The sequence below is a fragment of the Brachybacterium sp. EE-P12 genome (assembly GCF_003711805.1).
GTDB lineage: Bacteria > Actinomycetota > Actinomycetes > Actinomycetales > Dermabacteraceae > Brachybacterium.
Window position 1 is genome coordinate 196,709 of the sequence record NZ_QXCP01000012.1, and the last position, 26,352, is coordinate 223,060.

Annotated in this window: 23 protein-coding genes; 8 read left to right on the forward strand and 15 right to left on the reverse strand. The window is 72.5% G+C overall.

Features of this window, described 5'->3' with window-relative positions; genetic code table 11:
* Positions 1-20 precede the first annotated feature (20 nt).
* The 7 genes from D1648_RS16795 to D1648_RS16825 all read right to left on the reverse strand — a co-directional run bounded on the left by D1648_RS16795 (position 21) and on the right by D1648_RS16825 (position 7,274).
* Positions 21-1,688 carry an OmpA family protein gene (locus tag D1648_RS16795; protein WP_164518784.1) on the reverse strand — a complete coding sequence of 556 codons (1,668 nt, stop codon included), beginning with the start codon at positions 1,686-1,688 and terminating at the stop codon, positions 21-23.
* 96 nt (positions 1,689-1,784) lie between these two features.
* Positions 1,785-2,606 carry a class II glutamine amidotransferase gene (locus D1648_RS16800; RefSeq protein WP_122943738.1) on the reverse strand — a complete coding sequence of 274 codons (822 nt, stop codon included), beginning with the start codon at positions 2,604-2,606 and terminating at the stop codon, positions 1,785-1,787.
* A gap of 65 nt (positions 2,607-2,671) precedes the next feature.
* Positions 2,672-3,490, reverse strand: a complete 819-nt coding sequence (locus D1648_RS16805; RefSeq protein WP_122943739.1) for an amino acid ABC transporter permease — start codon at positions 3,488-3,490, stop codon at positions 2,672-2,674.
* Complete coding sequence (locus D1648_RS16810) at positions 3,487-4,188, reverse strand: amino acid ABC transporter permease (protein WP_122943740.1); 702 nt, start codon at positions 4,186-4,188, stop codon at positions 3,487-3,489. Before D1648_RS16810 ends, D1648_RS16805 begins: the two co-directional genes overlap by 4 nt.
* Positions 4,189-4,312: 124 nt before the next feature.
* Positions 4,313-5,290 (reverse strand): glutamate ABC transporter substrate-binding protein, encoded by a 978-nt coding sequence (locus D1648_RS16815; RefSeq protein WP_122943741.1) that lies wholly within the window; start codon positions 5,288-5,290, stop codon positions 4,313-4,315.
* 46 nt (positions 5,291-5,336) lie between these two features.
* Positions 5,337-6,245 carry an amino acid ABC transporter ATP-binding protein gene (locus D1648_RS16820; RefSeq protein WP_305038069.1) on the reverse strand — a complete coding sequence of 303 codons (909 nt, stop codon included), beginning with the start codon at positions 6,243-6,245 and terminating at the stop codon, positions 5,337-5,339.
* Between the two features lie 228 nt (positions 6,246-6,473).
* Positions 6,474-7,274: a hydroxymethylpyrimidine/phosphomethylpyrimidine kinase gene (locus D1648_RS16825; protein WP_122943742.1), complete on the reverse strand. Its 801-nt coding sequence runs from the start codon at positions 7,272-7,274 to the stop codon at positions 6,474-6,476.
* A 246-nt stretch (positions 7,275-7,520) separates the two neighbouring features.
* Here D1648_RS16825 and D1648_RS16830 point away from each other — a divergent pair, with 246 nt between their 5' ends.
* From D1648_RS16830 to D1648_RS16840, 3 genes are all read left to right on the forward strand, one after another.
* On the forward strand, positions 7,521-8,108 hold the full coding sequence (locus D1648_RS16830) for a GtrA family protein (protein ID WP_241155557.1): 588 nt from the start codon (positions 7,521-7,523) through the stop codon (positions 8,106-8,108).
* Between the two features lie 63 nt (positions 8,109-8,171).
* Positions 8,172-9,395, forward strand: a complete 1,224-nt coding sequence (locus tag D1648_RS16835; protein ID WP_122943743.1) for an aminotransferase class I/II-fold pyridoxal phosphate-dependent enzyme — start codon at positions 8,172-8,174, stop codon at positions 9,393-9,395.
* A gap of 453 nt (positions 9,396-9,848) precedes the next feature.
* Positions 9,849-10,448, forward strand: coding sequence for a DUF4352 domain-containing protein (locus tag D1648_RS16840; protein ID WP_164518786.1), 600 nt, complete (start codon positions 9,849-9,851; stop codon positions 10,446-10,448).
* Positions 10,449-10,530: 82 nt separating this feature from the next.
* Here the strand turns inward: D1648_RS16840 and D1648_RS16845 are convergent, their stop codons facing one another.
* The 3 genes from D1648_RS16845 to D1648_RS17995 form a co-directional block, all read right to left on the reverse strand.
* A complete protein-coding gene (locus D1648_RS16845; RefSeq protein ID WP_122943745.1) occupies positions 10,531-12,753 on the reverse strand; it encodes a 3-hydroxyacyl-CoA dehydrogenase NAD-binding domain-containing protein in 2,223 nt (740 codons plus the stop codon).
* 172 nt (positions 12,754-12,925) lie between these two features.
* Positions 12,926-13,837: a hypothetical protein gene (locus D1648_RS16850; protein WP_126282002.1), complete on the reverse strand. Its 912-nt coding sequence runs from the start codon at positions 13,835-13,837 to the stop codon at positions 12,926-12,928.
* A 91-nt stretch (positions 13,838-13,928) separates the two neighbouring features.
* A complete protein-coding gene (locus tag D1648_RS17995) occupies positions 13,929-14,081 on the reverse strand; it encodes a hypothetical protein (RefSeq protein ID WP_164518787.1) in 153 nt (50 codons plus the stop codon).
* A gap of 243 nt (positions 14,082-14,324) precedes the next feature.
* Here D1648_RS17995 and D1648_RS16855 point away from each other — a divergent pair, with 243 nt between their 5' ends.
* Positions 14,325-15,125 carry a GNAT family N-acetyltransferase gene (locus tag D1648_RS16855; protein WP_122943747.1) on the forward strand — a complete coding sequence of 267 codons (801 nt, stop codon included), beginning with the start codon at positions 14,325-14,327 and terminating at the stop codon, positions 15,123-15,125.
* A 71-nt stretch (positions 15,126-15,196) separates the two neighbouring features.
* Positions 15,197-16,312: a PLP-dependent cysteine synthase family protein gene (locus D1648_RS16860; protein ID WP_122943748.1), complete on the forward strand. Its 1,116-nt coding sequence runs from the start codon at positions 15,197-15,199 to the stop codon at positions 16,310-16,312.
* 228 nt (positions 16,313-16,540) lie between these two features.
* Here D1648_RS16860 and D1648_RS16865 read toward each other — a convergent pair whose 3' ends face one another.
* From D1648_RS16865 to D1648_RS16885, 5 genes are all read right to left on the reverse strand, one after another.
* On the reverse strand, positions 16,541-17,977 hold the full coding sequence (locus tag D1648_RS16865) for a glycoside hydrolase family 32 protein (RefSeq protein ID WP_122943749.1): 1,437 nt from the start codon (positions 17,975-17,977) through the stop codon (positions 16,541-16,543).
* Positions 17,978-18,038: 61 nt separating this feature from the next.
* Positions 18,039-18,860, reverse strand: coding sequence for a carbohydrate ABC transporter permease (locus D1648_RS16870; protein WP_122943750.1), 822 nt, complete (start codon positions 18,858-18,860; stop codon positions 18,039-18,041).
* 52 nt (positions 18,861-18,912) lie between these two features.
* The gene (locus tag D1648_RS16875) at positions 18,913-19,794 is read right to left on the reverse strand and encodes a carbohydrate ABC transporter permease (protein ID WP_122943751.1); all 882 of its coding nucleotides are present in this window, start codon (positions 19,792-19,794) and stop codon (positions 18,913-18,915) included.
* The gene (locus D1648_RS16880) at positions 19,791-21,179 is read right to left on the reverse strand and encodes an extracellular solute-binding protein (protein WP_122943752.1); all 1,389 of its coding nucleotides are present in this window, start codon (positions 21,177-21,179) and stop codon (positions 19,791-19,793) included. Before D1648_RS16880 ends, D1648_RS16875 begins: the two co-directional genes overlap by 4 nt.
* 321 nt (positions 21,180-21,500) lie before the next feature.
* Positions 21,501-22,544 carry a LacI family DNA-binding transcriptional regulator gene (locus D1648_RS16885; protein ID WP_122943753.1) on the reverse strand — a complete coding sequence of 348 codons (1,044 nt, stop codon included), beginning with the start codon at positions 22,542-22,544 and terminating at the stop codon, positions 21,501-21,503.
* A 97-nt stretch (positions 22,545-22,641) separates the two neighbouring features.
* On the opposite strand from D1648_RS16885, the gene D1648_RS16890 reads away from it, so the two are divergent.
* From D1648_RS16890 to D1648_RS16900, 3 genes are read left to right on the forward strand one after another with little or no spacing between them, the layout of a single operon-like run.
* Entirely contained in the window at positions 22,642-23,604 is a 963-nt protein-coding gene (locus tag D1648_RS16890; protein ID WP_122943754.1) for a sugar phosphate isomerase/epimerase, read from the forward strand.
* A 28-nt stretch (positions 23,605-23,632) separates the two neighbouring features.
* A complete protein-coding gene (locus tag D1648_RS16895) occupies positions 23,633-24,808 on the forward strand; it encodes a Gfo/Idh/MocA family protein (RefSeq protein ID WP_122943755.1) in 1,176 nt (391 codons plus the stop codon).
* 43 nt (positions 24,809-24,851) lie between these two features.
* On the forward strand, positions 24,852-26,336 hold the full coding sequence (locus tag D1648_RS16900; RefSeq protein WP_122943756.1) for a sugar porter family MFS transporter: 1,485 nt from the start codon (positions 24,852-24,854) through the stop codon (positions 26,334-26,336).
* Positions 26,337-26,352 lie beyond the last annotated feature (16 nt).

Consider the following 26,352-nt stretch of genomic DNA (forward strand, 5'->3'; position numbering starts at 1 on the left):
AGGCGAGCGGGGCAGGAGGGTCATGCCTCGACGGGGACTTCGGTCAGGCGCCACGTCTCCTCGTTGTCGTAGGCGAGCGGGCCGGTCACTCCGTACTGCAGCGTGACCTGCGCGCCCTCCTCGACACCGGCGACGTCGCGCGGGAAGACGAGCTCGAGCACGCGCGGCACCCCGCCGTCGGCTGCGGAGTTCATCGACAGATCGGTCAGCGGCCGGATCGTGTCCGCCTCGCCGCCGGCGCGGTGGAAGGCCGGGTAGGTGATCACGCTGCCCACGAGCACCCCGACGCCGCCGCTGCTGGCGAGCAGGGTGTAGTCGCTGACGCCGTCGGGCTCCTGGGGCATCCCGGTGCCGGAGTCGAACTGGCCGATGCCGGTCACGCCGTTGCGCTCCTCGTCGGTGGGGGTGACCTCGAGGGTCACCACGAGGTGGCCCTCGACCATCCGGGCGGCGCCGAGCTGCAGGTCGAAGGGGCGCAGCACGTTGTGCTCGGTGCCGTCGAACTGCACGCCCTCGGCGGCGGTGCCGACCCTGCCCTCGAACTCCGGCAGCTCCGTCGTCTCCTGCTCCTCCCGCAGCGCGGTCTCGAGCACGATCTCGACGCGCCGGTTCAGCGCCTTGCCCTCCTCCGTGTCGTTGGAGGCGATCGGCTCGGACTCGCCCTTCCCGTCGGTGGACAGCTGGTACGCGCCGGCGTCGAGGCGATCGGCGAGCGCCTCGGCCACGGCCTCCGCCCGCTCCTTCGAGAGCTTCAGGTTGACGTCGTCGGAGTCGACGCTGTCGGTGTGGCCGATGATCGTCACCGGCCCGGACTCATGGGACTCGATCCGCCGGGCGGCCTCGTCCAGGGCCTCCTCGGCCTTCTCGTCCAGGTCCGCGGAGCTCGAGTCGAACAGCACGTCGGAGCTGATCGCGACCGTGGTGGTCTCGGCCTGGCGCTGCTCGCGGATCGGCTGGGCGAGGTCCTGGGACAGCGCCAGCATCGGCTCCAGCGGCGCCTCCTCGACCGCGGCGAGGTCCAGCTGCTCCTCGGCGCCGTCGATGGCGGGCACCTCGGCGTCGATCACCGGTACGTCCGCGAACAGCGGGAGCTTCGGGACGTAGACGGCGAGGGCGTCCGCGCCAGGGTCCGCGAAGGCGACCTGCACCGTGCCGCGCAGGCCGTCGCCCTGGGAGCCGCCGCCGTCGGAGGTTTCGCCCTGCCCTCCTTCGACGATCAGCCCGACGGTCTCCCCGTCGCCGTCGAGGGCGGTGGAGGCGACACGGTCCCCTGCGAGATCCAGCAGTCGCACGCCGAAGCAGTCCCGGGTGTCCCCGGACGAGGAGCCCCACCCGTCGCCCCACCGGTCCGTCGCCCCGGAGGCGAGGCCCGCTGCCAGGGCGTCCTGCTCCTCGGCGTCGGAGGCGCCCTGGTCGGCGCTGAGGTCGAGGGTCAGCACGAGGCTCTCGCCGCTGCGCACCAGCGGGCGCACCCCCACCGTCACCTCGGTGCGGCCCAGCATGAACGTCGAGCTCGCCACCGCGGCCGAGGGATCCGCCGTCGCGTCGGCGCCTCCTCCGCCGCCGTCGCTGCCCGATGAGCCGTCCCCTTCCTGCGCCGGGTCCGCCTCGTCACGATCCGTGCAGGCGGTGACCACGCCGCCGGCGAGGAGCGCGGAGAGCATCGTGCGTCGTCGCAGAAGAGCCATGTCCGGCAGGGTAGGCACATCGGTCATCTGTCCTCAAACCGCCGTGCGGCACCCCGCCATCCCGTGCCGCCGGCGCAGTCGTCCCCTGCCGACGGCTCACCGCAGCGGCAGCGGCGGATGCTCCCCGACGCGCAGCGTGCCTCGGTGCACGGTCAGCGCCGCCCCCTGGCCCAGGGTCGCGAACCCCGCCTGCGGGTAGCCGGTCGAGGAGACGAGAACCCGGTCGGTATCGGCCCGCCAGCGCAGGTCGTAGACCTCCACCGGCTGGTCGGCCGGGGCCTGGGCGGGGTCGTGCTGGGCGTAGGCGACGAGCGTGCCGGGGGTGGTGAGCAGGCAGTTCAGCGACTCCGGCGGGCGGTCGAAGAGCTCCGTGGACAGCGCGGTGAGCTCGGCGGCGGCGTGCTGGACCGCGAGCGCCCAGTCGGGTGCTCCGTCACGCGGCGGCAGCTCGTCGGCCCAGGCGGTGATCAGCGAGAGGAACAGTTCGGAGTCGGTGGTGCCGAGCGGGACGCGGCCGCCGCGGGCCAGGATCCGCTCCCGCAGCTCGTCGGAGAGGTCGAACTGTCCGTTGTGGCTGAAGGTCACCTCCTCCTCGACGAAGGGGTGGGTGTTCTCGGGGGTCAGGGCGAGGCCCACGCTCGCCCGGCGCAGGTGCACCACGATCACCTCGGCGCGCGCCTCGTCGACCGCGTCCCCGTAGGCGCCCGAGGCGAGCGCGGTGTCGGTGCCGCGGCGCAGCAGCGGACGGGTCGGCGCTGGATCGTCGCCGCCGTCGGCCCCGGTGCCGGGGGGATAGGAGGCCACACCCCAGCCGTCCTTGTGCCGCTCCGAAAGCGCGGTGAACAGCGGGAGCTCCTCCGGGACCGCCTCGGGCAGCGGCAGCGCGCCGCGGGAGACGACGCCGAGCAGACGGCACATAGGACTCCTCCTTCTCCTCCTGACCGGGCCATCCTCCGGTGCAGGGCCGACGGGCCGGCGTCGGCTCAGCTCGCCGCCGCGCGGGCCTTCATCCGCGCGTCCAGCGCGAGCGCGACCCGGGTGAGCAGGAAGTTGATGACGATGTAGATGACGGAGACGACGAGATACGTCTGCACCAGGTAGCGGGTGATGGACACGAGCGTCTTGCCCTGGAACTGCAGCTCGTTGTAGCTGACCACATAGCCGAGGGTCGAGTCCTTCAGCAGGGTGACCAGGGCGAGGATGAGGCTCGGCAGCACCAGGCGCACCGCCTGCGGCAGCACCACCGAGACCATCGCATCGCGCCTCGAGAGCCCGATCGCGGCGGCGGCCTCGTGCTGCCCGCGGTCCACCGCGTTGATCCCCGCGCGGAACACCTCGGCGGTGGTCGCGGAGGAGACCAGGATCATCGGGATCACCAGCATCCAGAACTGCGGGAAGGTGACCCCGAAGGCCGGCAGGGCCAGCAGGAACGCGTAGACGACCAGCAGCATCGGGATGCCGCGGTAGAACTCGATCCACACCGCCGCGAGCGCGCTCAGCATCCGGAAGCGGGACAGCCGCGCCAGGGCGAGCAGCAGCCCGAGCGGGAAGGCGACCACGGCCGCGAGGGCCGTGACCTTCAACGTGCCCCACAGCCCCTGCCAGAGGAAGGCGATGTAGTCCGCGCGCAGGTAGACGACCCACTTGCCCGGGTCGAGCTGGCCGTTGGACTGGAACTGCCACAGCGCGCCGACGAGCAGCGCGAGGATCACCAGCACGCTGAGGATCGACAGCAGCAGGATGCGTCGGCGACCCTTCGGGCCGGGCGCGTCGAAGAGGACCTGGGTGGCCGTGGTGCTCATGCCTGGGCTCCTGCCGTCACGTCGAGCGCGGCGCCGGCCCGCGACCGATCACGGCCGCTGCCCGGGGAGACGGCCCGCTCGATCACGCCGCCGAGGGCCGCACCGCCGAGGGAGAGGATGAGATAGGCGGCGCCGGCGATGAGGAACATCAGCACCGCCTGGGCGTAGCGGATGTTCAGCGTCTGCGTCACCCAGGTGACCTCCTGCACCGCGATCGCCGAGCACAGCGCCGAGCCGATCACGGTCCCGATGAACACGTTCACCAGCGGCTGGACCATCGAGCGGAACGCCTGCGGCAGCACCACGTGGCGCAGCGTGCCGAAGAAGCCCAGCCCGATCGATCGGGCCGCCTCCGCATGTCCGACGGGCACGGTGTTGATGCCCGAGCGCACGTTCTCGCACACGAACGCCGCCGACGACAGGGTCAGCCCCAGCACGCCGCACCAGAAGTACGGCAGGCGCAGCCCCACGTCCGGCAGGCCGAAGGCGATCAGGATGAGCAGGCTCAGCAGCGGGATGTTGCGGAAGATCTCGACGTACACGGTCGCCGCCCAGCGCAGCGGCGGGATCGGGCTGACCCTCGCCACCGCCATCGCGGTGCCGACGACGAGCGCGAACACGTAGCCGAGCACGGTCAGCGCGACGGTGGTCCCGATGCCCTGCAGCAGCAGCGGGATGTTCTCGCGGATGGCGTCCATCTGGGGCCTCTCGGTGTGATCGGGGACGGGGGATCAGCGGGCCGTCGGCCGATGGGGCGCCTCAGGGGCTGCCCGTCGACCTTCCGCCGCGCACCGGCCGGCGCGCGACGGAGGGCCGGCCGGCTCAGGAGGGGAGGTCGCCGGGGGTGGGCGGCTCGGGCGCCTCGGTGTCGATGACCTCGCCGATCGTCGCTGTCCACAGCGCCTCCCAGGCGCCGGAGTCGATGATCTCCTGCAGGAAGGTGTTGACGAAGTCGACCGCGCCCTCGGAGTCCTGGGACAGGCCGATGCCGTAGGGGTCGTCGACGAAGGGCTCGCCCACCACGGTGACCTCGGGGTCGGCGGCGGAGTTGCCCAGCAGCACGCCCTGGTCGAGCACGTAGGCGTCGGCGCGGCCCTGCTTGAGCGCCGCGACGCAGGACTCGTTGTCCGGGAGGGTCTGGACGAGGGAGGCGTCGTAGTCCGGGATGAACTCCTCCGCGGCCTGGATGCCGGTCGAGTTCGCCTGGGTGACCACCTTCGTGCCGGTGAGGTCCTCGGGCCCGGAGATCTTCTCGGCGTCCTCGGTGCGCACCTGGATCGCGGTGCCGGAGAGGTAGTAGGGGCCGGCGAAGTCGATGACGTCGAGACGCTCGGGGGTGATCGAGTAGGTCGCGATCACGCAGTCCACGGTCCCGTTCTGGACGAGGGTCTCGCGGGTCTCGACGGTGGTGTCGATGTACTCGACCTTCTCGTCCCCGCCCTCGCCGAGGATGTACTTGGCCAGCAGCTGGGTGATCCCGGCGTCGAAACCGGTGGGCTGCCCGCCGGTGGTCGAGGCGAGGGAGAAGACCTGGTTGGCGACGGTGCCGCCGCGGATCAGCTGGTCCTTCTCCTTGATCGCGGCGGCCCAGGCGCTCGCGGCGACGGCGTCGTCCTCGGCGACGGGGCCGGAGGCGATCACGTCGGCGAAGGGCGAGCCCTCCTCGTCGCCGCCACCCGCGCCGCCGAGGTCGGGGCCGTCGCCGGTGTCGGAGCCGCAGGCGGCGAGGCCGACGAGGGGCAGGGCGGCCGCGGCGGCCACGATCGCGCGGCGGCGGGGGCGGAAGCTCGTGTGGGTCATGGATCTCTCCGGTCTCTCGGTGGGAATCGGTGCGCGCGCCGGCGGGTCAGTGCGCGAGGATCTTGGACAGGAAGGCCTTCGCGCGGTCGCTGCGCGGGGCGGTGAAGAACTGCTCGGGCTCGCCCTCCTCGACGATCTCGCCCTGGTCCATGTAGACCACGCGGTCGCACACGTGCCGGGCGAAGCCCATCTCGTGGGTGACCACGAGCATCGTCATGCCGGCCTCGGCGAGCTCGGCCATGACGTCCAGGACCTCGTTGATCACCTCGGGGTCCAGGGCCGACGTGGGCTCGTCGAACAGGAGCGCCTTGGGCTTCATCGCCAGCGCGCGGGCGATCGCGACGCGCTGCTGCTGGCCGCCGGACAGCGCCGTGGGCAGGGAGTTCGCCTTGTCGGCGAGGCCCACGCGCTCGAGCAGCTCCATCGCCTGGCGGTCGGCGTCCGCCTTCGACGCCCCGCGCACCTTGCGGGGGCCGAGGGTCACGTTGTCGATCGCCTTCAGGTGCGGGAAGAGGTTGAAGCTCTGGAACACCATGCCGACGTCGGCGCGCAGGCGGGTGAGCTCCTTGCCCTCCTCGGGCAGGCGCTCCCCGTCGATGGTGATCTCGCCGCGGGTGATGGTCTCCAGGCGGTTCAGGCAGCGGCACAGGGTCGACTTGCCGGAGCCGGAGGCGCCGATCAGCGCGACGACCTCGCCGCGATGGATGTCGAGGTCGATGCCCTTCAGCGCCTGGAAGTCGCCGAAGAACTTGTCGACGCCGCGCGCAGAGATCAGGGGGTCGCCGGTTCGACGTGAGTCACCGCGGCGGGCGCTGCGCTCGGCGGCCTGCGTGCCGGCGGCGCCGCCCTCGGCACCCTGCGGGCCGGCAGGACGCTGCGGGCCCGTCCCCGCGGCGGCGGCATCGGCAGCGTCGTCGGCCTCGGCGGCGTCGGGCGGAGTGCTGGTCTCGTTCATCCCCTGAGAATGCGTCCCCGCGCGACATCTGTCCAGATGAGAGAAGGGCTGATCGCATGTCGGGATCCTTTCGTGACCGCCTGGCACGCTCTGGTCGCACGCCTGCCATCGGCCCCGTCATGCAGCGTCACGTCACGTCACGCCGTGCCACGCACCGAGTGCTGCGTCTGGACCGCTATGACGAGCTCATAACGGTCCAGACGCAGCACTCGGTGTGGGATCGGTGCCTCAGCCTCGGTAGGCGCCCTGGTAGACGGAGTCGAAGGGGGTGTGCCCCTGCTGGCGATGCTCGATGGAGCTGGTGACCACGGCTTTCGCGGTGCGGGCCGCCTCGAGCGGGGTCGCGCCCTTGGCGAGCTCGGCGGTGACGGCGGCGGCGAGGGTGCAGCCGGCCCCGTTCACGCGCTCCTCGCCGATCTTCGGGCTGCGCAGCTCGACGGTCTGCTCGCCGTCATAGAACACGTCCACCGCATCCTCGCCCTCGAGCACGACCCCGCCCTTGGCCAGCACGATCACGTCGAAGGTGTCGTGGATCCGCTTCGCGGCCTCGGTGAGCTCCTCGACGTTCTCGATGCTCTCCATCCCGGACAGGGCGAGGGTCTCGAAGTGGTTGGGGGTGACGAAGGTGGCCAGCGGCAGGATCTGCGCCTTGAGCGCATCGTCGGTGTCCTGGGCGAAGCCGCCCTCGTTGCCCTTGCAGATCAGCACCGGGTCGAGCACGACGTTCGTGAAGGAGCGCTCGGCGAGGGCATGGGCGACGGTGTCGATCGTCGCCGGGCTGCCGAGCATGCCGATCTTCGTGGTGTCGATGTCGTGGACCGAGGTGCTCGCCTCGATCTGGTCGGCGATCAGCTGCGGGTCCAGGGGCACGAAGCGGTGGCCCCAGTCGTTCTTCGGGTCGAAGGAGACGATGCAGGTCAGCGCCGCGGTCCCGAAGGTGCCCAGCTGGTGGAAGGTCTTCAGGTCGGTCTGCGCACCGGCCCCTCCGGAGGCCTCGGAGCCGGCGATGGTCAGGGCGACGTGGGTCATGGGGGCCTTTCTCGGATTGCGTGCGTCGGTGCCGCTCGGTCGCGGCCGCCCGTGGCGCATCGGCCGACGGGTGCCGTCATGGCGGTGGTGACCGCGCGCTCCCAGGGCGGTCGCTCCCGCGGGGTCGTCGCCGCCCGTCGCAGCGGTCGTGCCGCGCGCTCCCAGGGCCCGGCGCCGGTGTGAGGCGCCGCCGACCCGTCGCTGCGGCAGGGGGTCGATCCTACCGGGTCCGGTACAGTGCCGGGCGTGCTGTCGCCGGACGAGACGACGGGGCGCAGCGTCCCGTCCACCACGCGCCGGGAGACAGCTCTGTCCGGGGCCGGGCCGAGGCCCGAGCGGCCCGAGGACGCCTCCCCCGCGCCTCCGGCCCGCTCCCTCCGTGACCGAGCGGGCGCGCTGGTGGACGAGCACCTGCGCTCGACGATGAAGTTCCTCGTCGTCGGCGGTCTCGTGTTCCTGCTGGACGCGGCGATGTACAACCTGCTGGTCTTCTGGCATCCCACGGACGGCTGGGGGCACGGGCTCCTGCACGGCACCCCGCTGACCGCGAAGGTCCTCACGATCGCCGCCGCCTCGTGCCTGACCTATCTCGGCAACCGCCTGTGGACGTTCGCGGACCGGCCCCGCCCCGAGACGACCCGGTCCATCATGCTGTTCGTCCTGGTGAATCTCATCGCGACGGGTCTGCAGCTGGCCTGTCTGGCGTTCTCCCGCTACGTGCTGGGGCTCGACTCCCCGCTGGCGGACAACATCTCGGGCACCTTCATCGGCCAGATCGTCTCGACCTCGTTCCGGTACGTCACCTACGGCCGTCTCGTCTTCCCGAAGCGCTGAACGCTCCGCGGGGCCGGGCTGTGCCGCCAGTGCGACGCGACGGCTGATGAGAGACTCGGGCCCATGAACTCCTCAGGACCCTGGACCCGCGCCGCCGCCGCTGCCGGCCTGCTCGTGGGCGGCGAGGCCCGCCCCACCGTGTTCGCGCAGATGTCCGCGAAGGCCGCCGCGCATGACGCGCTGAACCTCGGCCAGGGCTATCCCGACGACGCGCCGCCCGCGGTCGTGGCCGAGGCCGCCGTCGAGGCGATCCGCGGCGGCGCGAACCAGTACCCGCCCGGGGCGGGGGTCGCCGCGCTGCGGGAGGCCGTGGCCGCGCACCAGGCGGCCTGGTACGGGCTGGACTGGGATCCGGCCACGGAGGTCCTGGTCACGACCGGGGCGACCGAAGCGCTCGCGGCGACGATCCTCGCGCTCGTCGAGCCGGGCGACGAGGTGCTCACCCTCGAGCCGTTCTACGACCAGTACGCGGCGGCGATCGCCCTGGCCGGCGGCGTGCACCGGACGGTCCCGCTCACCTCGCACACCTCGGCCGACGGGGACCTGGTGCTGGGCGTGGACCGCGAGGCGCTGCGCGCGGCCTTCTCCGCGCGGACCCGGCTGGTGCTCGTGAACACCCCGCACAACCCCACCGGTCTGATGCTCGGAGCCGACGTGCTGGAGGCGGTCGTCGACGAGGCGACGCGGCATGACGCGCTGATCGTCACCGACGAGGTCTACGAGCACCTGACCTTCGACGCCCCGCACCGGGCGCCCGCGGCCCTGCCCGGCGCGCAGAACCGCACGATCTCGATCTCCTCGGCGGGAAAGACCTTCGCGGTGACCGGGTGGAAGATCGGGTGGATCACCGCTCGTCCCGAGCTGATCACAGCGATCACCGGCGCCAAGCAGTGGCTGACCTACGCCTCGGGCGCTCCCTTCCAGCCCGCGATCGCAGCGGGTCTGCGCATGGACCCGTCCGTCTTCCACGACCTCGCCGCGGACCTCCGCGCACGCCGCGACCTGCTCACCGACGGCCTGCGCGAGATCGGCTTCCGGGTCAGCGTGCCCGAGGCGGGCTACTTCACCGTCGCCGACGCGGCACCGCTCGGGGAGCCCGACGCCCGCGCCCTCGCCGAGCGCCTGCCCGGGGAGGCCGGGGTCGTCGCGATCCCGCTGTCGGCCTTCTACCGGGACGGCGACGCCGGGGACGCCGCCTCCCACCTGCGCTTCGCCTTCTGCAAGTCGCGGCCGACGATCGAGCAGGCCCTCGAGCGGCTCGAGAGCTGGGCGGCGCCCCGACGCTGAGCGGCGCTCGACCGGCGAAGGCTCCATATTCTCCGCCTGGCGCGGACTCCGCACTTCGTTATCCAGATGATGTCGGAAGAAAGCGCTTCGCACCCCTTCGCAGAATTATGATCTGGTTCACCGGAGCGCTCTAGCTCCGTCTTCTCTGCATCCCGAAGGAGACGGCCCCTCGCGCCCAGAATCATCATGAGCATCCCACCCCCTCAACCTCCCCAGTCAGGATCCCCCAACCCCTGGCACCCCTCGTCCGCGAACGGCCAAGGCCCCTCATATCCGTCAGGCCCCCCTTCGCACGAGCCCCCGTACGGGTCTCCCTACGGACCTCCGTCGAACGGCAGCCCGTACGGTGCGCCGCCGCCCACCACCTCTCCTGGTGCTGCTTACGGGTTCCAGCCCGGACAGCAGCCCCCGACCAAGAACGAGTCCGGCAGCGGGGGCGTCGTCAAGTGGTTGGTGATCGGCTGCCTCGGATGCGCAGGAATCGTCGTTCTCGGTTTCCTCGCGCTGCTCCTCCTCGCCGTGCTCGACGGAGGAGGCGACGACGAGACGCCGACCTCTACGACGTCGGTCGAGACGGGCGTCAGCGACGGCGGCGGAGAGGCGACAGACGCGGACGCGGAGAACGCGCCGGACGACGAGAGCGGAGAGGAGAACGCCCCTGCCGATCCCGCCGACGTCACCGCCGAGACGGACGCCGTCAAAGTCACCGTCCTGTCGATGGAGCGGACTCAGGAGCTGAGCGATTCGCTCTGGGAGTACACGACGAGCAACGAGTACGTCGTCATCGACATCAGCTACACCAACAAGTCCTCGGAAAGCCTGGACCTCTGGGCGAACGACATCGTCCTCGTCGATCCCGAGGGTAAGGAGTACGAGGCCAACACCGATGTCTCACTCGCCGTCGAGGCACCGATCATCATCGAGGAGATCAATCCGGGTCTGACCATCGAGGGCACTCTCGTCTACGAGGTCCCGGCGGGCACGGAGTTCGCAGAGCTCCGCTTCGAGGGGAGCTACGGGACCGGCGAGGCCGTGACCATCGACTTCGATTGAGTCAGCCCTCCGAGCCGTCGCGCTGACGCCCCCTTCCTGCCTCGTCGGCGGGAAGGGGGCGTCCCTCTCTCACGCCCTCGGGTCACCGACCCGCGGTGAACCGCTCTCCATGGAAGGCGCTGCCCGTCGTGCGCTCGGCGGCGCCGGAGGCGTCGAGATAGGGGGTGATCCCGCCGCGGTGGCGGGGGAAGCCGGCGCCGAGGATCAGCGCGAGGTCCACCTGCTCGGGCTGCTCGACCACGCCCGCCTCGATCATGAGCTGGATCTCCTCGGCCAGGCCCGCCCGCACCTTCTCCAGCAGCGCCTCCCCCACCAGCGGCTCGACCCCGGCGGGGCGCTCGCCCTCGCCGAAGACCTGTGCGACCGTCGGCGAGACCGGAGGGTGCACGGCGGTGCGGCTGCGCTCGGTGAAGTGGACACCGCCCTGCGCCATGACGCCCAGGCCGGGCGAGGCGTGGAAGCGGCCGCCGAGCTCCTCGACGAGCACCTGACCCACGTGGTCCGCGACGCCGAGACCCACGAGGTCCAGCAGCGCGAAGGGCCGCATCGGCATGCCGAGAGCGTCGAGGGAGACGTCGACCTCCGCGGGATCGGCGCCCGCGTCGAGGGAGGCGAGCACGGCGCCGAGCACGCGGAACAGGAGCCGGTTGACGATGAAGCCGGGCGCGTCGGCGCTGCGCACCGCGAACTTCCGCAGGCGGCGCACCACCTCGAGGCCGGTGGCGAGGGTCTGCTCGTCGGTGGCCTCGGTGTGGATCACCTCGACCAGCGGCATCTTCGCGACGGGGTTGAAGAAGTGCAGGCCCACCACCCGCTCAGGGCGGGCGAGCTCCTCGGCCATCCGCGCGACGGACAGCGAGGAGGTGTTGGTGACCAGCAGCGCATCCTCGGCGAGGACGCCCTCGAGCTCGGCGAAGACGGACTTCTTGACCGCGAGCACCTCGGGCACGGCCTCGAGCACGAGGTCGCAGCCTGCGAGGTCCTGCAGGTCGGTGGTCGCGGAGAGGTTCTCCGCGATCGCGGTCGCGCTCGCCTCGTCGAGCAGGCCGCGAGCGGCGGCCTGCGCGACCACGTCCCGGGCGGCGGCGAGGCCCTTCTCGGCGGTCGTCTCGTCGAGGTCGCGCATGACGACGGGGACCTGCAGACCGAGGGCGAGCTGCGCGGCGATCTGGGAGGCCATGAGGCCGGCCCCGGCCACGCCCACGCGACGGATCTCGCGGGCGCCCTCGACGGGGGTGCGGCCGGGCTTGCCGCGGCGCAGCAGCTCGGCGGAGTAGAGGGAAGCTGCGGCGGCGTCGCTGCTGACGAGCTCGGCGAGCGCCTCCCCCTCGCGGGCCAGGGCGTCCTCGAGGGTGGAGCCGGGCAGCTGCTGCAGCAGGATCAGCGCGCGGCCGACGGCGGGGGCGCCCTGCTCCTCGAGCCGCTGCGCCCAGGCGCGGCGGGTCTCGGCGGGGGTGTGCGGGGCGTCGAGGGCATCGAGCAGCTCCTCCGCCTCGGGGGATCCGGCCGCGGGCAGGGCGGGGGCGCGGCCGCCCCAGGCGGCTCGACCGGCCGCGTCGGCGGCGCTCGTGCCGGTCGTGCCCGCCTCGCCGATCACGGCGGGGTCGACCACGTCGGTGTCGGTCTCGTCGACGTCGACGTGGGCGGCGACCAGGGCGGCGAACTGGTCGAGCGCCTCGTCGAGGTCTGCGGCGAGCTCGTCGACCAGGCCGAGCTCCTCGGCTTCCTCCGCGGTGAGCTGCCGGTCCCGGGCGGGGTCCTCGAGGATCATCCGCACGGCGGTCTCCGCGCCGACGACGGACTGCAGGAGGGTGGTGCCGCCCCAGCCGGGCAGGATGCCGAGGCTCGTCTCGGGCAGGCCGATGCCGCGCACGCCGGGGGCGGCGGTGCGCACGTCGGCCATGAGCGCGACCTCGAGGCCGCCGCCGAGTGCGACGCCGCCCAGGTGCGCGAGGAGCGGCACGGGGCTGGTGCGCACACGGACCTGCAGGTCATGGGCGGCATGGGTCATCTCGTGGACGTTCTCGGCGGCGGTCGGGTCGGCGAACATCGACAGGTCCGCGCCGGCGAGGAAGGCGCGGCCGGTGCCGGTCATCGCGATCGCCTGGACCTCGCCGGCCTCGGCGCGGTCGAGCGCGGTCGCGATCGCGCCGGTGACGGCGTCGATCGAGCGGGGGCCGAGGGTGGCGGGGCGGCGCTCCTCCCCCTCGGGAGGGGCGAAGGTCAGCACGGCCACGGTCCCGAGTCCGGGGTGCTCACGGTCCTCCGTGAGGACGCGGGTGATGTGCTCGGTGTAGCTGCTCATCGGGGACCTTTCGCGATCTCGTCGTCGAGTGCCGCACAGTTGTCTGATACTGCCGGTTTCAGATAGATCATGCCTCAGCGCCGGGGCGGGTGTCCACCGCATCGGCGCGGCGGGCCAGCGGCGCGGTTCCCGCCGCCACGTGCACGACGGCTCCGGGGCGGCACCGCCGCCCTCAGCCGGTCGCGAAGTAGAGGACCTCTCCGCTGAACGTCTCCACGCCGAGGCGGAAGGTCTCCAGCTCGGTCTCGGGGACGAGGAAGGCGCTGTGGAAGCGGGCGCTCTGCCCGTCGGCGAGCGGCGTGATCCGCTTCATCGGGTCCGGGACGATGCCCTCGCCGACGTCGGGGAAGTAGGTGCGGTCGGACTCGCCGGTCAGCCACAGCTCCTCCGCGGGGGCGAGGTGCCCGGTGCCGTCGTAGCGCACCTCGTAGTCGACCAGCACCAGGTGGTATCCGTCCTGGAGCAGGTCCTCCCCTCCCGCGGCGGGCAGGGTCGCGTCGAGGTCGACGGCGTGCGGGGTGACGGAGAGGGTCCCGCCGGTCCAGACGTTCCAGGTCACGGTGTGCTCGCCGATGGTGGCCGGGTCGTCGTAGCCGCCGGTGCCGTCGTCGACCTCGCGCCCGTCGGCGTCGGTGACGGTGCCCGGCTCGCGCGTCCGCTCCTCCTCCTGCGAGGCGGGGGCGCGGGTGGCGGGCGCGGAGCTGGGGGCGGCCGACGGGACCGCCTCGTCGTCGGCGAGCAGCGTCCGTGCGGTCCCGAGCACGAGCGCGACGATGGCGACGGCGGCCGCCCCCTGGACGGCGACCATGGCAAGGATCGCCCAGGCGGGGAGGCGTCCCTCGCGGCGCCCCTCCTCGGGCGGTGGGGGCGGCGGCTCGTCAGTGAAGGTCGGGGCGCCGAAGGGCGCCTCGTCGCCGAGGTCCGAAGGGGTGCGCGGCGGCGAGGCGGCATCGTGCGCAGGCAGGGAGAAGGGGGCCACGGCGCCCATGGGGGACGACGGGGAGGGGGCGGGGGCTTCCGGCCCCTGTCGGCCGGCGCCGTCCTCCCAGTCGTAGTCGGAGGGCGACCCCCGTCCCGTACTCATGCTCCGAGCCTAGAGGACGGACACGTCGGGGGAGGCTGCTCGCCCCGGGGTCCACACCGGCCCCTTCGGCCCGCCGGCCCGCCGCGGGCGCTCAGCCGATCCAGGAGCCGACCAGCACGTAGACCACGACGGAGACGACCACGACGATCCCGAGCAGCGCGAGGGCGACGACGGTCGGCGAAGGCCGACGAGAGCCACGCGGCTCGGGCGTGCGAGGGGACTCGTCCTTGCTGGTCTGCGGCACGGACCGCGCTCCTTCCGGGGCAGGGCGGACCCGGCGGCTCCGGGTGCGTTCACGATACCTCGGCGACCGGGGACCACCCCGCGCTCGCGGACTCGGAGGAGGTCACGTAGCAGGATGCCTCCACGGGCTCTCGCCCCGGACCGATCCGAAGGTTCCGGGCCGACGGGAGTAGCGTGATCCGGTCTCGCCCCGCAGGGCGCACTCCCTGCCGCACCCCTCTCCTTCCCGTGCCCGAGGACCCGCATGACTGCCCACGACCCCCTCTCCGATACGCCGCTCCCGCCCGTGCACCTACCGACCCGCCCACGCGATGACGCGGACGGGCCCGGCACCGCCCAGGTGCCCGTCTCCCCTGCCCCGGCGGCGGGCGAGGCCGTGCTCGACGAACCGGCGTGGTCCTCGCTCACCGGTGCCCACCGCCACCTCGCGATCGGCAACGAGCACGTGCTGCGCTACCCCTCGGACGTCTCCCCCTTCGTGGGGGTGCACGACTGGGAGCACCCCGAGGTGTGGGACGCGATCCTGGACGTGTTCGGCCACGACGCCGTCGTCTCCGTCTCGCACGCCGATCCGGTGCTGCCCGAGGGCTGGCGCCCCGAGTTCTCGATCCCCGGGGTGCAGCTGGTCCAGACCGAGCGCCTCGCGCCGCAGCCCGAGCCGGAGGCAGTCGAGCTGGGCGCGGCGGACAGCGCCGAGATGCTCGCGCTGATCGAGCTGACCCGGCCCGGCCCCTTCGAGGCGCGCACCCATGAGCTGGGCCGCTACGTGGGGATCCGGCGGCAGGGAGAGCTGATCGCGATGGCCGGCGAGCGCCTGCATCCGGCGGGCTGGACGGAGATCAGCGCGGTCGCGGTCCACCCCGAGCACCGCCGGCAGGGACTCGCTTCCCGCCTCGTGCTCGACGTCGCCTTCCACATCCAGCAGCGCGGCGACCGGGCGCTGATGCACGCCTCCGCCGCGAACACCGTCGCGATCGCCGGCTACGAGAAGCTCGGCTTCTCCCTGCGGCGCCGCCTCACCTTCGGCGCGGTGCGCACGCCCTGAGCCTCGGGTCGCATCGGGGTGCGCCTGCGGCCCCTGCACGTCTCCCGGCTCGGTACCGTCGTGCCATGACCATGACCATGAGCGCGAGCTGGCCCGAGCCCCTGCAGGACGTGGATCGCAGCGATGAGGAGCTGCGGGCCTGGGTGGCCGAGCGGATCCACCGGCTGGACGCCGACGGGCGCCGCAGCGCCGACACCCATCTGGTGCGCCTGGACCTGCCGGAGGACTGGGACATCCAGCTCTACCTCAAGGACGAGTCCACGCACTCCTCCGGGAGCCTCAAGCATCGCCTGGCCCGTTCGCTGTTCCTGTTCGCCCTGGTCAACGGGCAGCTGCGTCCGGGTATGCCGGTGATCGAGGCGTCCTCCGGCTCGACGGCCGTGAGCGAGGCGCATGTGGCGCGGATGCTGGACATCCCCTTCGTCGCGGTGATCCCGCGCGGCACGAGCGCGCGCAAGATCTCGCTGATCGAATCCGCCGGCGGGCACTGCCACGTGGTGGACGGCGCCGCGGACATGAGCCGGGCGGCGCAGCGCCTGGCCGAGGAGCGCGGCGGGCTGTTCCTGGACCAGTTCACGCACGCCGAGCGGGCCACCGACTGGCGGGGCAACAACTCCATCGCCGTCAGCGCCCTGGCCCAGCTCGAGCTCGAGCCGCATCCGGTGCCGCGCTGGATCGTGGTCGGCGCGGGGACGGGCGGGACCAGCGCGACCTTCGGGCGCCTGCTGCGCTACCGCAGTCTGCCCACCTCGCTGTGCGTCGCGGACGTGGAGAACTCGGCGTTCTTCCCCGGCTGGGTCCAGGGGGATCCGACGCTCACGACGGGAGAGGGCTCGCGGATCGAGGGCATCGGCCGCCCGCAGGTCGAGCCGAGCTTCGTGCCCGGGGTGGTGGACCGCATGATCCGGGTGCCCGATGCGGCCTCGGTCGCCGCGGCCCGGTATCTCTCCGAGGTGCTCGGCCGACGGGTCGGCGCCTCGACCGGCACGAACCTCATCGCCTCCGCGCAGCTGATCGCCCAGATGCGCGAGGGCGGGGAGGCTGGCTCGGTGCTCACCCTGCTGTGCGATCCGGGCGACCGCTACTCCGACACCTACTACGACGACGACTGGGTCGCCGCGCAGGGCTGGGACCTCGCACCGTGGCGCGCGGCGCTCTCGGAGCTGCTGCCGCTCGGGGTGCGCTGAGAGGGTTCCGGGCGCCGGCCCCGCTCCGCCACCGGCTGGCTCCGCCACCCCGCTCCGGGATTGGTCATCTGCTGGCGCTGGGCGTCCCACTACGGCGATATAGGCACAGAGGGACGCCCAGCGCCAGTACCTGACCATGGCGCGGGGCCGCAGCACGCCGGGGCCACCGCGCACCAGGGACTCAGCACGCCGGGCCGCAGCAACCCGGGGCCGCAGCACGCCGGGGACTCAGCGCCCGGGCACCTCGAGCCTCCAGGCCTCGGCGAGCGCCCCACGCACGCGGACGCGCTCGCCGCCTGCCGGGTAGAAGCGCAGCGTGTGCGGGGTGGCCGCGTCCGGGAGGTGCTCGAGCAGGCTCGCGTCGAGGAACACCGTCGCGGGCCCGTCATCGACCGAGAACACCTCGCGCGCAGCGCCGTCGGCCTCGAGGATCTCGACCGTGACGGCCCCGCGGGTGCGCACCTCGGCCCGGACGGGCGTCTCGAGCACGAGCTCGGAGACGCCGGCGGGCACCTCGACCTCGGCGAGGGACGGAGCACCGATGCCGCCGGCACCGGCCACCGACTCGAGCGGCAGCGCCTCGACCCGCAGCGCGCGCAGCTCCGGGGCCGGCGCGCTGCGCAGCTCCTCCCCGTCCAGCCGCAGCTCCCGCGGGAAGGTCAGCGTTCCCGCCCAGCCCTGGGCGTCGGTCTGCTCCTGGGTGCGCTGCAGACCCTCCCAGGACCAGCCCCACACCAGCACCCGGTCGCCCTCGGCGTCGACGACGGCCTGGGGTGCGTAGAAGTCAGGACCGATGTCGACCTGTCCCCCGGCGGACGGAGCGAAGCGCGGCGCGCCATCCGGGCCGTCGACGAGGTCCCCCACCAGGTAGTCGACCTGGAGGGTGGAGCGCTCGTGGGTGTCCGGGTGGCCCCAGCGGGAGACCAGCAGCACCCAGCGCCCGCCGACGGGCACGAGCTGCGGGCACTCCCAGAGGTCGGCGGGCGCATGCTCGGCGGCGACCGGGTCGTCCCCGTGCAGCAGCGTGCCGACGAGCTCCCAGCGCTCGAGGTCCTCGCACGAGTACAGCAGCAGCGTCGGCACGAGCTCCCCGCCCTCGCGCACCCCGGCGCCCTGGATCCCCCAGCGCTTCCCGCCGTGGGTGAACACGAAGGGATCGCGCACGCCGACCAGGCCGGGGACCTCGGGCACCTCGGCGGCGACGACCCCGGGGCGCACCAGCGCGGTGCCGCTCGCGTCGAGCCGGGCCACGAGCACGCGAGAGAGCTGGTTCTCGATCCCGTCGACCCCTGAGTAGACGAGGGTGGGCACGGCGGGAGCACCGGGCCCGTCGGCGACGGCACCGACGGAGCGGTCAGCAGCAGCAGCGGCGACCGGGTCGCCGGGTGCAGGGTCGAGGAGACCGATGCCGCTCCAGCAGCCGTCCTGGTCGGCCTCTCCCGCGCGGGGCACGGGGCCCAGCGGCTCCTCGCGCCAGCTCACCAGGTCCGAGGAGGACATGTGCCCCCAGTGGATGAGCTCGTGGCGGGTGGAGGCGGGGTTGTGCTGGAAGAACACGTGCCAGCGGCCGTCGGCGGTGCGGTGGATGCCGTTGGGGTCGTTGATCCAGCCGCGCGGGTGGACGCGGTGGAGGGCCGGGAAGCCGGGGTCGAGGGGCTCGGTCATCGTGATGCTGCTCCTGGTGACGTGGGGGCGGGGAGGGTGCGCCGAGGGCGGCGGGCAGGGGTCACTTCGAGGACCCGGCGGTGAGGCCCTCGCGCAGGTAGCGCTGGCCGAAGAGGAAGACGACCACCGCGGGGACCATCGAGAGGATCACCCCGGCGAGCACGACCGAGATCGAGCCGGTGCCGAGGTTGCCCTGCAGGGTGACGAGGCCGAGCGGGAGGGTGTAGTTCTGCTCGGAGATCATGAAGATCAGCGGCCGGAAGAACTCGTTCCAGTGGTAGTTGAAGGCGAGGACCCCGACGATCGCCATCCCGGACAGCGCCAGCGGCGCGTAGATCGAGAAGAAGGTGCGCCAGGGGCTCGCGCCGTCGAGGGCTGCGGCCTCGCCGAGCTCGAGCGGGAGCCCCAGGAAGTACTGCCGCATCAGGAAGGTCCCGAAGGCGGTGGGGATCGCGGGGAGGATCAGCGCCAGCAGCGTGTCCGACAGACCCATGCCGCGGATGATCATGAACACCGGAACGATCGTGACCTGCACGGGGACCATCATCGTGGACAGCACGATCGCGAACAGCAGGTTCTTGCCGCGGAACTCCATGCGGGCGAAGACGTAGCCGGCCATCGCGGCGGTGAGCATCTGGCCGAGGGCGACGACGCCGGTCACCAGGGCGCTGTTGAGCACCAGCAGCGGCACGGCGATCTGCTCGAACACCGCGGCGTAGCTCGAGAAGTCCGGGGAGGTGGGGAAGAAGCTCGGCGGGAGGCTGAAGGATTCCGCGGCGGGGCGCAGCGAGGTGGTGAAGGTCCACCACACCGGGCCGAGGGTGAGGACGGCGGCGACGAGGAGGGCGGCGTACTTGGCGAGGGCGGGCAGGCGGCGTGTCATCGGGGGTCCTTCCGGACGGGGGCAGGGGCGCTCACGGCGGCGGGAGCGCGGCTCACTGGTAGAAGACGAAGCGTCGGGCGAGGCGGAACTGGACGGCGGTGACGAGCATGATCAGGATCATGAGGACCAGGCCGATCGCGCTGGCCCGCCCGAACTCGAGCTCGCGGAAGGCGCTCTCGTAGATGACCATCACGACGGTGCGGGTGGAGTCGCCGGGCCCGCCGCGGGTGAGCACGTAGGGCTGGTCGAAGACCTGCAGCGCGGAGATGATCGCCATCACCGAGGCGACCAGGACGGTGGGGCTGACCAGCGGCAGGGTGAGGTGGCGGAACTGCCGCCACCCGGTCGCGCCGTCGATGGAGCCGGCCTCGTAGACCTCGGTGGGGATCGCGCTGAGCCCGCCCACGAACAGCAGGAACGAGAAGCCGAAGTTCTGCCACACGTACACCGCGATCACCACGACCATCGCCCACTGGGGGCTGGTCAGCCAGGGCACGGCGGGGATCCCGAGGAGGGAGAGCAGCCAGTTGATGACGCCGTAGCTCTCGTTGAACAGGTACTTCATGAGGATCGAGACGCTCGCGGCGGAGAGCACCAGCGGGAAGAAGAAGGTCGAGCGGAAGAAGACCCGCAGCCATCCCGGCATCCGGGAGCTGACCAGCACCGCGAGCAGCATCGCGACGACCAGCTGGGCGGTGACGGCGAAGAGCACGAACACGGCGGTGTTGAGGAAGGAGATGCCGACGGTGCGGTCGGTCGCCATCGCGGTGAAGTTCGCCAGGCCCACGAACTGCGGGGCGGTGATGATGTCCCAGCGGAAGAAGGCCAGCACGAGCGAGCCGACGATCGGCAGCACCACGAAGATGCCGATGCCGAGCATCGTGGGGGCCAGGAACAGCCAGCGCAGCAGGGCGCTGTCGCGGTCGGTGGTCATGAGGGGTCCTCCTCGGCGAAGACGTCGCGCAGATCGGCGTCCAGCGACGCGAGGGAGCGCGCGACCAGGTCGGGGCCGCCGGACAGGGCGGTGGAGACATTGCGGATCAGCGCCGTCTCGACGGCGGCCTGCTGGGGCGGCGCGGGGATCGGGCCGGTGTCCGGGAAGCGGTCGAGCGTCTCGTAGAAGCGGGACCAGTGCTCGGGGCCGACGCCCGTGTACAGCGAGTCGCTGACCATCGAGCGGCGCGTCGGGGTGGTCGACGGGGTCGGGAAGGCGAGCTCCATCGCCTCCTTCGAGGCGGTGTACTTGATCCACTCCCAGGCCTGGTCGGGCTTGTCGGTGGTCTTCATGACCGCGTACCCGGCGGCGCCGAACTGATGGCGCTGGCTGCGCCACTTCGGGAAGAACTGCACGTCGTACTGCTCGGGGCGCATGCCGCCCTCGGCCAGTCCCTGCACCCAGTAGCCGCCGGCGGGGGTGGTGCCGATGCGCCCGGAGGCGAAGAGGCCGACGAGCGTGTTGCCGCCGCCTTCCTCGGGGCGCACGGCGAGCCCCTCGCCGACGAGGCCGCGCAGGTACTCGAAGCTCTCGTGGACGCGGTCGTCGGTCGCGTTGGAGCCGGTCCACAGGTAGCCGCCGGAGCGCTGCTCGCCGGGGTAGAACGTGGACCAGAAGCCCTCGCCGCCGGCGGCCCGCTCCTCGATGAGGAAGGAGGTGTCGTTGACGTAGAGCCAGGGCACGATCCCGCCGAAGAGGCGGTTGGTCCAGTAGTACGGGGTAGCGTCGCCCTTCATGCCGCGCAGCAGCTCGGTGAAGTCGTCCTTCGTCCACTCCTCCCCCGGCATCTCGAGCCCGTTGCGCTCGATGACGTCGAGGTTGAGGTACATGTTGGCGGCGTTGAAGTCGAGCGGCAGCTGGAAGAGCGAGCCCTTGTACATGAACGCCTCGACGAGGCTGGGGTGGACGTCCTCGAAGTAGTCCCGCATCTCCTCCGCGTCGCGCAGGAGGTAGTCGTCCAGCGGCAGGGCGAGCCGCTCGGCGAACAGCTGCGCTCCCTCGGTCGCGGTGTAGACGATGTCCGGCTGGGTGCCGGAGGCGACCATCGTGAGGATCTTCGCGAAGAAGTCGCCCCAGTCGGTGGCCTGCACGGACTGGATGAGCACGGGGATGTCGGGGTGGGTCTCCATGAAGGCGTCGGCGATCTGCTGGCGACCGGCGGCGTCCTGGGAGGTGCCGAGGATCAGGATCGTCAGGGCGTCCTGTCCCCTTCCGGGGATGTCGGCGCCGGTGAGCCGGGGCCAGGCGGCGACGGTGCCGGCGAGGGCTGCCGCGCCGCCGGCGCCGAGGAGGGCGCGGCGGGTGAGGGTGGAGGGGCTGGCCATGCGGTCCTCTTCGTCGAGAGTCGGGACAGTCGGGACGGGCTGGGTGGTGCGGTGCGGGCGGCCGGGGGCACTGCCGACCCCTGGACGCCGCCCGACGCTTACACACGTGTCGAAGCGGTGTGCGGCGAGTATGGGGCACCACTTTCACACGTGTCAAGGCACGGCGTTCGCGGATGCCCTGGAGCGGGCCCTGCAGAAAGGGGCGTCCAGCGGCACGCTGCGGAGCTGAGCGCCGCGCCGTGCCGCTCAGCGCCCGAAGATGCAGGCGCGACCACGAAAGGACGGCGGGCTGCCCGAGCAGGTCAGCCCGCCGGAGCCAGGTCAGCCCTCCGGAGCGCTCCCCACCGAGTCGCGTTCGACCAGCGGGCACTCGACGACCTCGACCCCCTCGCCGCCGACGACCCCGTCCCCCGCGAGCCGCGCGAGCAGCGCGGCCATCGCGAGCCGCCCCATCTCCTCGTGGGGCAGGGCGATCGTGGTGAGCTTCGGGACCAGCCGCTCGGCGAAGAAGTCCTCGTCGTCGAAGCCGATCACGGAGAGGTCGCCCGGCACCGACACACCCGCGGCGGTCGCGGCATGCAGCGCCCCGGCGGCCACCCGGTCACGGATGCAGAACATGCCGGTCGGCGGCTCCGGCTCGGCCAGCAGCCTGGCCGCGACCCGATAGCCGTCGTCGATCTGCCATCCGGCCGGGGCCACGCGCGGCTCGATGCCTGCGGTGGCCAGCTCGTCGCGGAACCCGGCCTCTCGCTCGACGACACCGAGGGAGCGATCGTCGCCCGACAGCATGGCGATCCGCCGATGCCCGGTCTCGACCAGCCGGCGGGCCGCACGCCGGGCGCCGCCGTAGTCGTCGGGCAGGAAGGTGGGCGGCGCCGCGGCCTCTTCGTCACCCTCGACCTCGCAGTTCAGCAGCACCAGCGGGATCCCCGGCGGCACGTCCGGGAGGGGCACGCGCACGCGCCCCATGGTCGCGTAGATCAGCCCGTCGACCTGCCGCTCGGCGAGCAGGCGCGCGGCGTCCTCGACGGTGTGGTCCCGCAGCGAGAGGTCCACCGTGATCACCAGGTAGTCGTGCTGGGCGGCGATCATCGAGGCGGCGCGCGCCATGCGACCCGCGAAGGGCGAGGTGGCGATCTCGTCGGTGATCAGGCCGATCGTGCGGGAGCGACGCTCCTTGAGCGAGATGGCGAGGGCGGAGCGGGTGTAGCCGAGCTCGGCGGCGGCCGCGAGCACACGCTGCTGCGTGGCCGGTGCGACCGTCCCCTCGACGCGACCGTTGAGCACCATCGAGACGGTCGCGCGCGAGACGCCCGCGCGAGCCGCGACGTCGGCGGAGGTGGGACGGCGGGGCGAGGGGCTCACAGCTCGCAGGATACGCGGCCCGGCATGGTTGACAGCGTCGTCTAGAGCGCTCTAGATTGCCGTCACCGAAGAGCCCGCCCCGAAGCAAGGACGCCTCATGGCCATCGCCCGCACCTCCGCCCCGCCCGTCCGCGAGGACGCCGTCCCCCTCACCGCCGCGCCCCGCGTCGGCATCGCCCCGGACTCCTGGGGCGTGTGGAACCCCATCGATCCCGCCCAGCCCGAGCCCGAGCAGTACCTGCGCGAGGTCGCCGAAGCCGGATTCCACTGGACCGAGCTGGGCCCCTACGGCTATCTCGGCACCGATGCGGGCCGTCTCGCGGAGCAGTTCGCCGCGCACTCGCTCCAGCTCTCCGCCGGCACCCAGGCGATGCCGCTCGAGCAGGGTCCCGCGACGGTCGAGACGGTCTGGGCCGAGACCCGCGAGATCGCCGCGCTCGTGCGCGCCCTCGGCGGCGAGCACCTCATCGCCCTGCCCTCGATGTGGGAGCGCGAGGCCGACGGCCGCGTGCGCGGCCCCCGCACCCTGGACACGCAGGGCTGGGAGCACCTGTCCTCCGGCCTCGACGCGATCGGGCGCCGGCTGCGGGAGGAGTTCGACCTCGCCCTGCAGTTCCACTCCCACGCCGACAGCCCCGTCGGCACCCGCAGCGAGGTGCTGCGCCTGCTGGAGAGCACCGATCCCGAGGCCGTGAACCTGTGCCTGGACACCGGACATCTCGCCTACTACCAGGCCGATTCGGCGGGCCTGCTGCGCGAGGTCCCCGAGCGAATCGGCTACCTGCACCTCAAGCAGGTCGCCCCCGAGGTCCTGGCCGACGTGCTGAAGAACGACGTGCCCTTCGCCGAGGCCGTCGGCCGCGGGGTGATGGTCGAGCCGCCGCACGGCGTGCCCGGCTACGGCCCCGTCCTCGAGCTCGCCGCCGCGGCGCATCCGGGGATCTTCGCGATCGTCGAGCAGGACATGTACCCCGTCGCGGACCTCTCCGAGCCCGCACGCATCGCCCGCCGCACCCGCGAGCACATCGCCGGCTGCGGCGCCGCCGTCCGCTTCCGCTGACCCCTGCCCCGTTCGAAGGAGAACCCTCATGACCACCTCCCCCACCCCCGTGCGCATCGCCGTGATCGGCGCCGGCATGGCCGGCCAGGCCCACGCCTTCGGGTACCGCACCGCGATGATGGCCGTCAGCTCCTCGCTGCGCGTCGAGCTCGACACGATCGCCGACCCGAACCTGCCGCTCGCGCAGTCCGTCGCCGACCGCTACGGCTTCGCCCACGCCACCGGCGACATCGACGCGCTGCTGGAGCGCGAGGACATCGACGCGATCAGCGTCGCGCTGCCGAACTTCCTGCACGCCGAGGTGCTGCCGAAGGTGCTCGCCTCGGGCAAGCACGTCCTCGCCGAGAAGCCGATCGGCCGCACCGTCGAGGAGTCCTCCTCCCTCCAGGCCCTCGCCGAGGCCTCTCCCGCGGTGACCGGCGTGGGATTCTCCTTCCGGCGCCTGCCGGGACTCGCCGCGCTCGCCGCCGCCGTGCGCGACGGGCGGATCGGCGAGGTCCACACCGTGCGCGGCTGGTACCGGGCCGACTACGCCGCCGATCCCGCCGGGGCGCTGTCCTGGCGCTACTCGCAGGAACAGGCCGGCGCCGGCGCGCTGCTGGACATCGGCTCGCACGCGATCGACGCGGTGCAGTTCGTGGCCGGCGCGATCTCGAGCGTGGACCGGGCGAGCCTGCGCACCGTGATCACGGAGCGGCCCGAGCCGGCGGCGGGCGCGATCGGCCACGGCGCCTCGACCTCGACCGAGCGCGGCCCCGTGGACAACGACGACATCGCCCTGCTGAGCGTCGGCTTCGCCAGCGGCGCCGCGGGGCAGATCGAGCTCAGCCGCATCGCCCACGGCACCCCGAATTCCCTGGGCGTGGAGGTGTTCGGCACGAACGGGCACGTCACGTTCGAGTCGCAGCGCGCCGGCGAGTTCACGATCTTCGAGGCAGGGCTGACCGATGCGGCCTACAACGGCCCGCGCACCGTGGTCACCGGTCCCGAGCACCCCTACTTCCGCGACGTCGCGGCGATGCCGGGAGGCGGTGTGGGCACCGGCTACGCCGAGGCGTTCACCGCCGAGATCCAGGAGTTCGTGCGCGCGATCGGCGAGGGCGCCGCGATGGACACCGACTTCGCGGCGGCGACGGCGATGATGCGCGTGGTCGGCGCGGCGCTGGAGTCCCACCGCAGCGGGCAGGCCGTCGAGATCGCCTGAGCCCGACCCACCCGATCCGGACCGAGACGAAGGAGTCCTCACCATGTCCGCCAGAACGACCTCCAGCCCTTCCGCCGGGCCACCCGCCGGCTCGCGCGCCGTGGACGCCTCGCAGCTCCCGCCGCTGATCCCGGGTCCCCATGGCCGACGCCTCACGATCGTCGCCCTCATCGCGACGATCGGCGGGCTGCTGTTCGGCTACGACACCGGGGTCATCAACGGCGCGCTGCGCCCGATGACCGCCGAGCTGGGGCTGACCCCGCTCACCGAGGGCGTGGTCACCTCCTCCCTGCTGTTCGGCGCCGCCGTCGGGGCTTTCCTCGGCGGCCGCCTCTCCGACGCCTTCGGCCGGCGCCGCACGATCCTGGGCCTCGCCGTGGCCTTCCTGGCGGGCACCACGATCTGCGTGCTCTCCCCGAGCTTCGCGGTGATGGTGCTGGGTCGCGTGGTGCTGGGCCTGGCCGTCGGCGGCGCCTCCACCGTGGTGCCGGTCTACCTCGCCGAGCTCGCGCCCTACGAGACCCGCGGCTCGCTCGCGGGCCGCAACGAGGTGATGATCGCCGTCGGCGCCTTCGCCGCCTTCGCGGTCAACGCCGTGATCGGCAACGTGTGGGGGCACCTGGACGGGGTGTGGCGCCTCATGCTCGCCGTCTGCGCGATCCCCGCGATCGCGCTGTTCGTCGGGATGCTCACCATGCCCGAGTCCCCGCGCTGGCTGGTCGGCCGCGGCCGACGGGACGAGGCGCTCGCGGTGCTGCGCACGATCCGCTCCCCCGAGCGGGCCGAGGCGGAGCTCGCGCAGGTCGAGGTCGCCGCGGGCGGGGAGCGGGCTCGCCGCACCAGCTCCTGGCGGACGGTGCTGGGGAACCGGTGGCTGCGCCGGATCCTGCTGGTCGGCGTCGGAGTGGCCGTGTTCCAGCAGCTCACCGGCATCAACACGATCGTCTACTACGGCCAGGTGGTGCTGATCGAGGCCGGCTTCGACGAGAGCGCGGCGCTGATCGCGAACGTGGTCCCGGGGCTCATCGGCGTGGTGGGCTCGATCGCGTCGCTGTACATGATGGACAGGGTCGACCGGCGCACCATGTTCCTCACCGGCTACTCGCTGATCACGCTGTGGCACCTGCTGATCGCGGGCGCCTCGGTCGCCCTGCCCGCGGACAGCGCGGCCCGCCCCTACGTGATCCTGGTGCTGGTGGTGCTGTTCGTCGGCTCGATGCAGACGTTCCTGAACGTCGCGACCTGGGTGATCCTCTCGGAGATCTTCCCGCAGCGCATGCGCGGCCTGGGCATCGGCGTGGCCGTGTTCTGCATGTGGATCGCCAACGCGCTGCTGGGGCTGTTCTTCCCCTCGCTCGTGGACGGGATCGGGCTGACCGGCGCGTTCCTGCTGCTGGCGGTGCTGAACCTGGCCGCGGTGGTGTTCGTGCGCACCACGCTGCCCGAGACCCGCGGGCGCACCCTCGAGGCGATCGAGGAGGACGTCACCACCGGCGAGATCTACGCTGTCGCGTCCCACGATCGGTGACCCCCTCGCCGGGGCG

What these genes read in the sequence shown, in the direction of transcription:
- D1648_RS16795 (WP_164518784.1), bottom strand. Translation starts at nt 1,688, where the DNA reads ATGGCTCTTCTGCGACGACGCACGATGCTCTCCGCGCTCCTCGCCGGC.
- D1648_RS16800 (WP_122943738.1), bottom strand. Translation starts at nt 2,606, where the DNA reads ATGTGCCGTCTGCTCGGCGTCGTCTCCCGCGGCGCGCTGCCGCTGCCC.
- D1648_RS16805 (WP_122943739.1), bottom strand. Translation starts at nt 3,490, where the DNA reads ATGAGCACCACGGCCACCCAGGTCCTCTTCGACGCGCCCGGCCCGAAG.
- D1648_RS16810 (WP_122943740.1), bottom strand. Translation starts at nt 4,188, where the DNA reads ATGGACGCCATCCGCGAGAACATCCCGCTGCTGCTGCAGGGCATCGGG.
- D1648_RS16815 (WP_122943741.1), bottom strand. Translation starts at nt 5,290, where the DNA reads ATGACCCACACGAGCTTCCGCCCCCGCCGCCGCGCGATCGTGGCCGCC.
- D1648_RS16820 (WP_305038069.1), bottom strand. Translation starts at nt 6,245, where the DNA reads ATGAACGAGACCAGCACTCCGCCCGACGCCGCCGAGGCCGACGACGCT.
- D1648_RS16825 (WP_122943742.1), bottom strand. Translation starts at nt 7,274, where the DNA reads ATGACCCACGTCGCCCTGACCATCGCCGGCTCCGAGGCCTCCGGAGGG.
- D1648_RS16835 (WP_122943743.1), top strand. Translation starts at nt 8,172, where the DNA reads ATGAACTCCTCAGGACCCTGGACCCGCGCCGCCGCCGCTGCCGGCCTG.
- D1648_RS16845 (WP_122943745.1), bottom strand. Translation starts at nt 12,753, where the DNA reads ATGAGCAGCTACACCGAGCACATCACCCGCGTCCTCACGGAGGACCGT.
- D1648_RS16850 (WP_126282002.1), bottom strand. Translation starts at nt 13,837, where the DNA reads ATGAGTACGGGACGGGGGTCGCCCTCCGACTACGACTGGGAGGACGGC.
- D1648_RS16855 (WP_122943747.1), top strand. Translation starts at nt 14,325, where the DNA reads ATGACTGCCCACGACCCCCTCTCCGATACGCCGCTCCCGCCCGTGCAC.
- D1648_RS16860 (WP_122943748.1), top strand. Translation starts at nt 15,197, where the DNA reads ATGACCATGAGCGCGAGCTGGCCCGAGCCCCTGCAGGACGTGGATCGC.
- D1648_RS16865 (WP_122943749.1), bottom strand. Translation starts at nt 17,977, where the DNA reads ATGACCGAGCCCCTCGACCCCGGCTTCCCGGCCCTCCACCGCGTCCAC.
- D1648_RS16870 (WP_122943750.1), bottom strand. Translation starts at nt 18,860, where the DNA reads ATGACACGCCGCCTGCCCGCCCTCGCCAAGTACGCCGCCCTCCTCGTC.
- D1648_RS16875 (WP_122943751.1), bottom strand. Translation starts at nt 19,794, where the DNA reads ATGACCACCGACCGCGACAGCGCCCTGCTGCGCTGGCTGTTCCTGGCC.
- D1648_RS16880 (WP_122943752.1), bottom strand. Translation starts at nt 21,179, where the DNA reads ATGGCCAGCCCCTCCACCCTCACCCGCCGCGCCCTCCTCGGCGCCGGC.
- D1648_RS16890 (WP_122943754.1), top strand. Translation starts at nt 22,642, where the DNA reads ATGGCCATCGCCCGCACCTCCGCCCCGCCCGTCCGCGAGGACGCCGTC.
- D1648_RS16895 (WP_122943755.1), top strand. Translation starts at nt 23,633, where the DNA reads ATGACCACCTCCCCCACCCCCGTGCGCATCGCCGTGATCGGCGCCGGC.
- D1648_RS16900 (WP_122943756.1), top strand. Translation starts at nt 24,852, where the DNA reads ATGTCCGCCAGAACGACCTCCAGCCCTTCCGCCGGGCCACCCGCCGGC.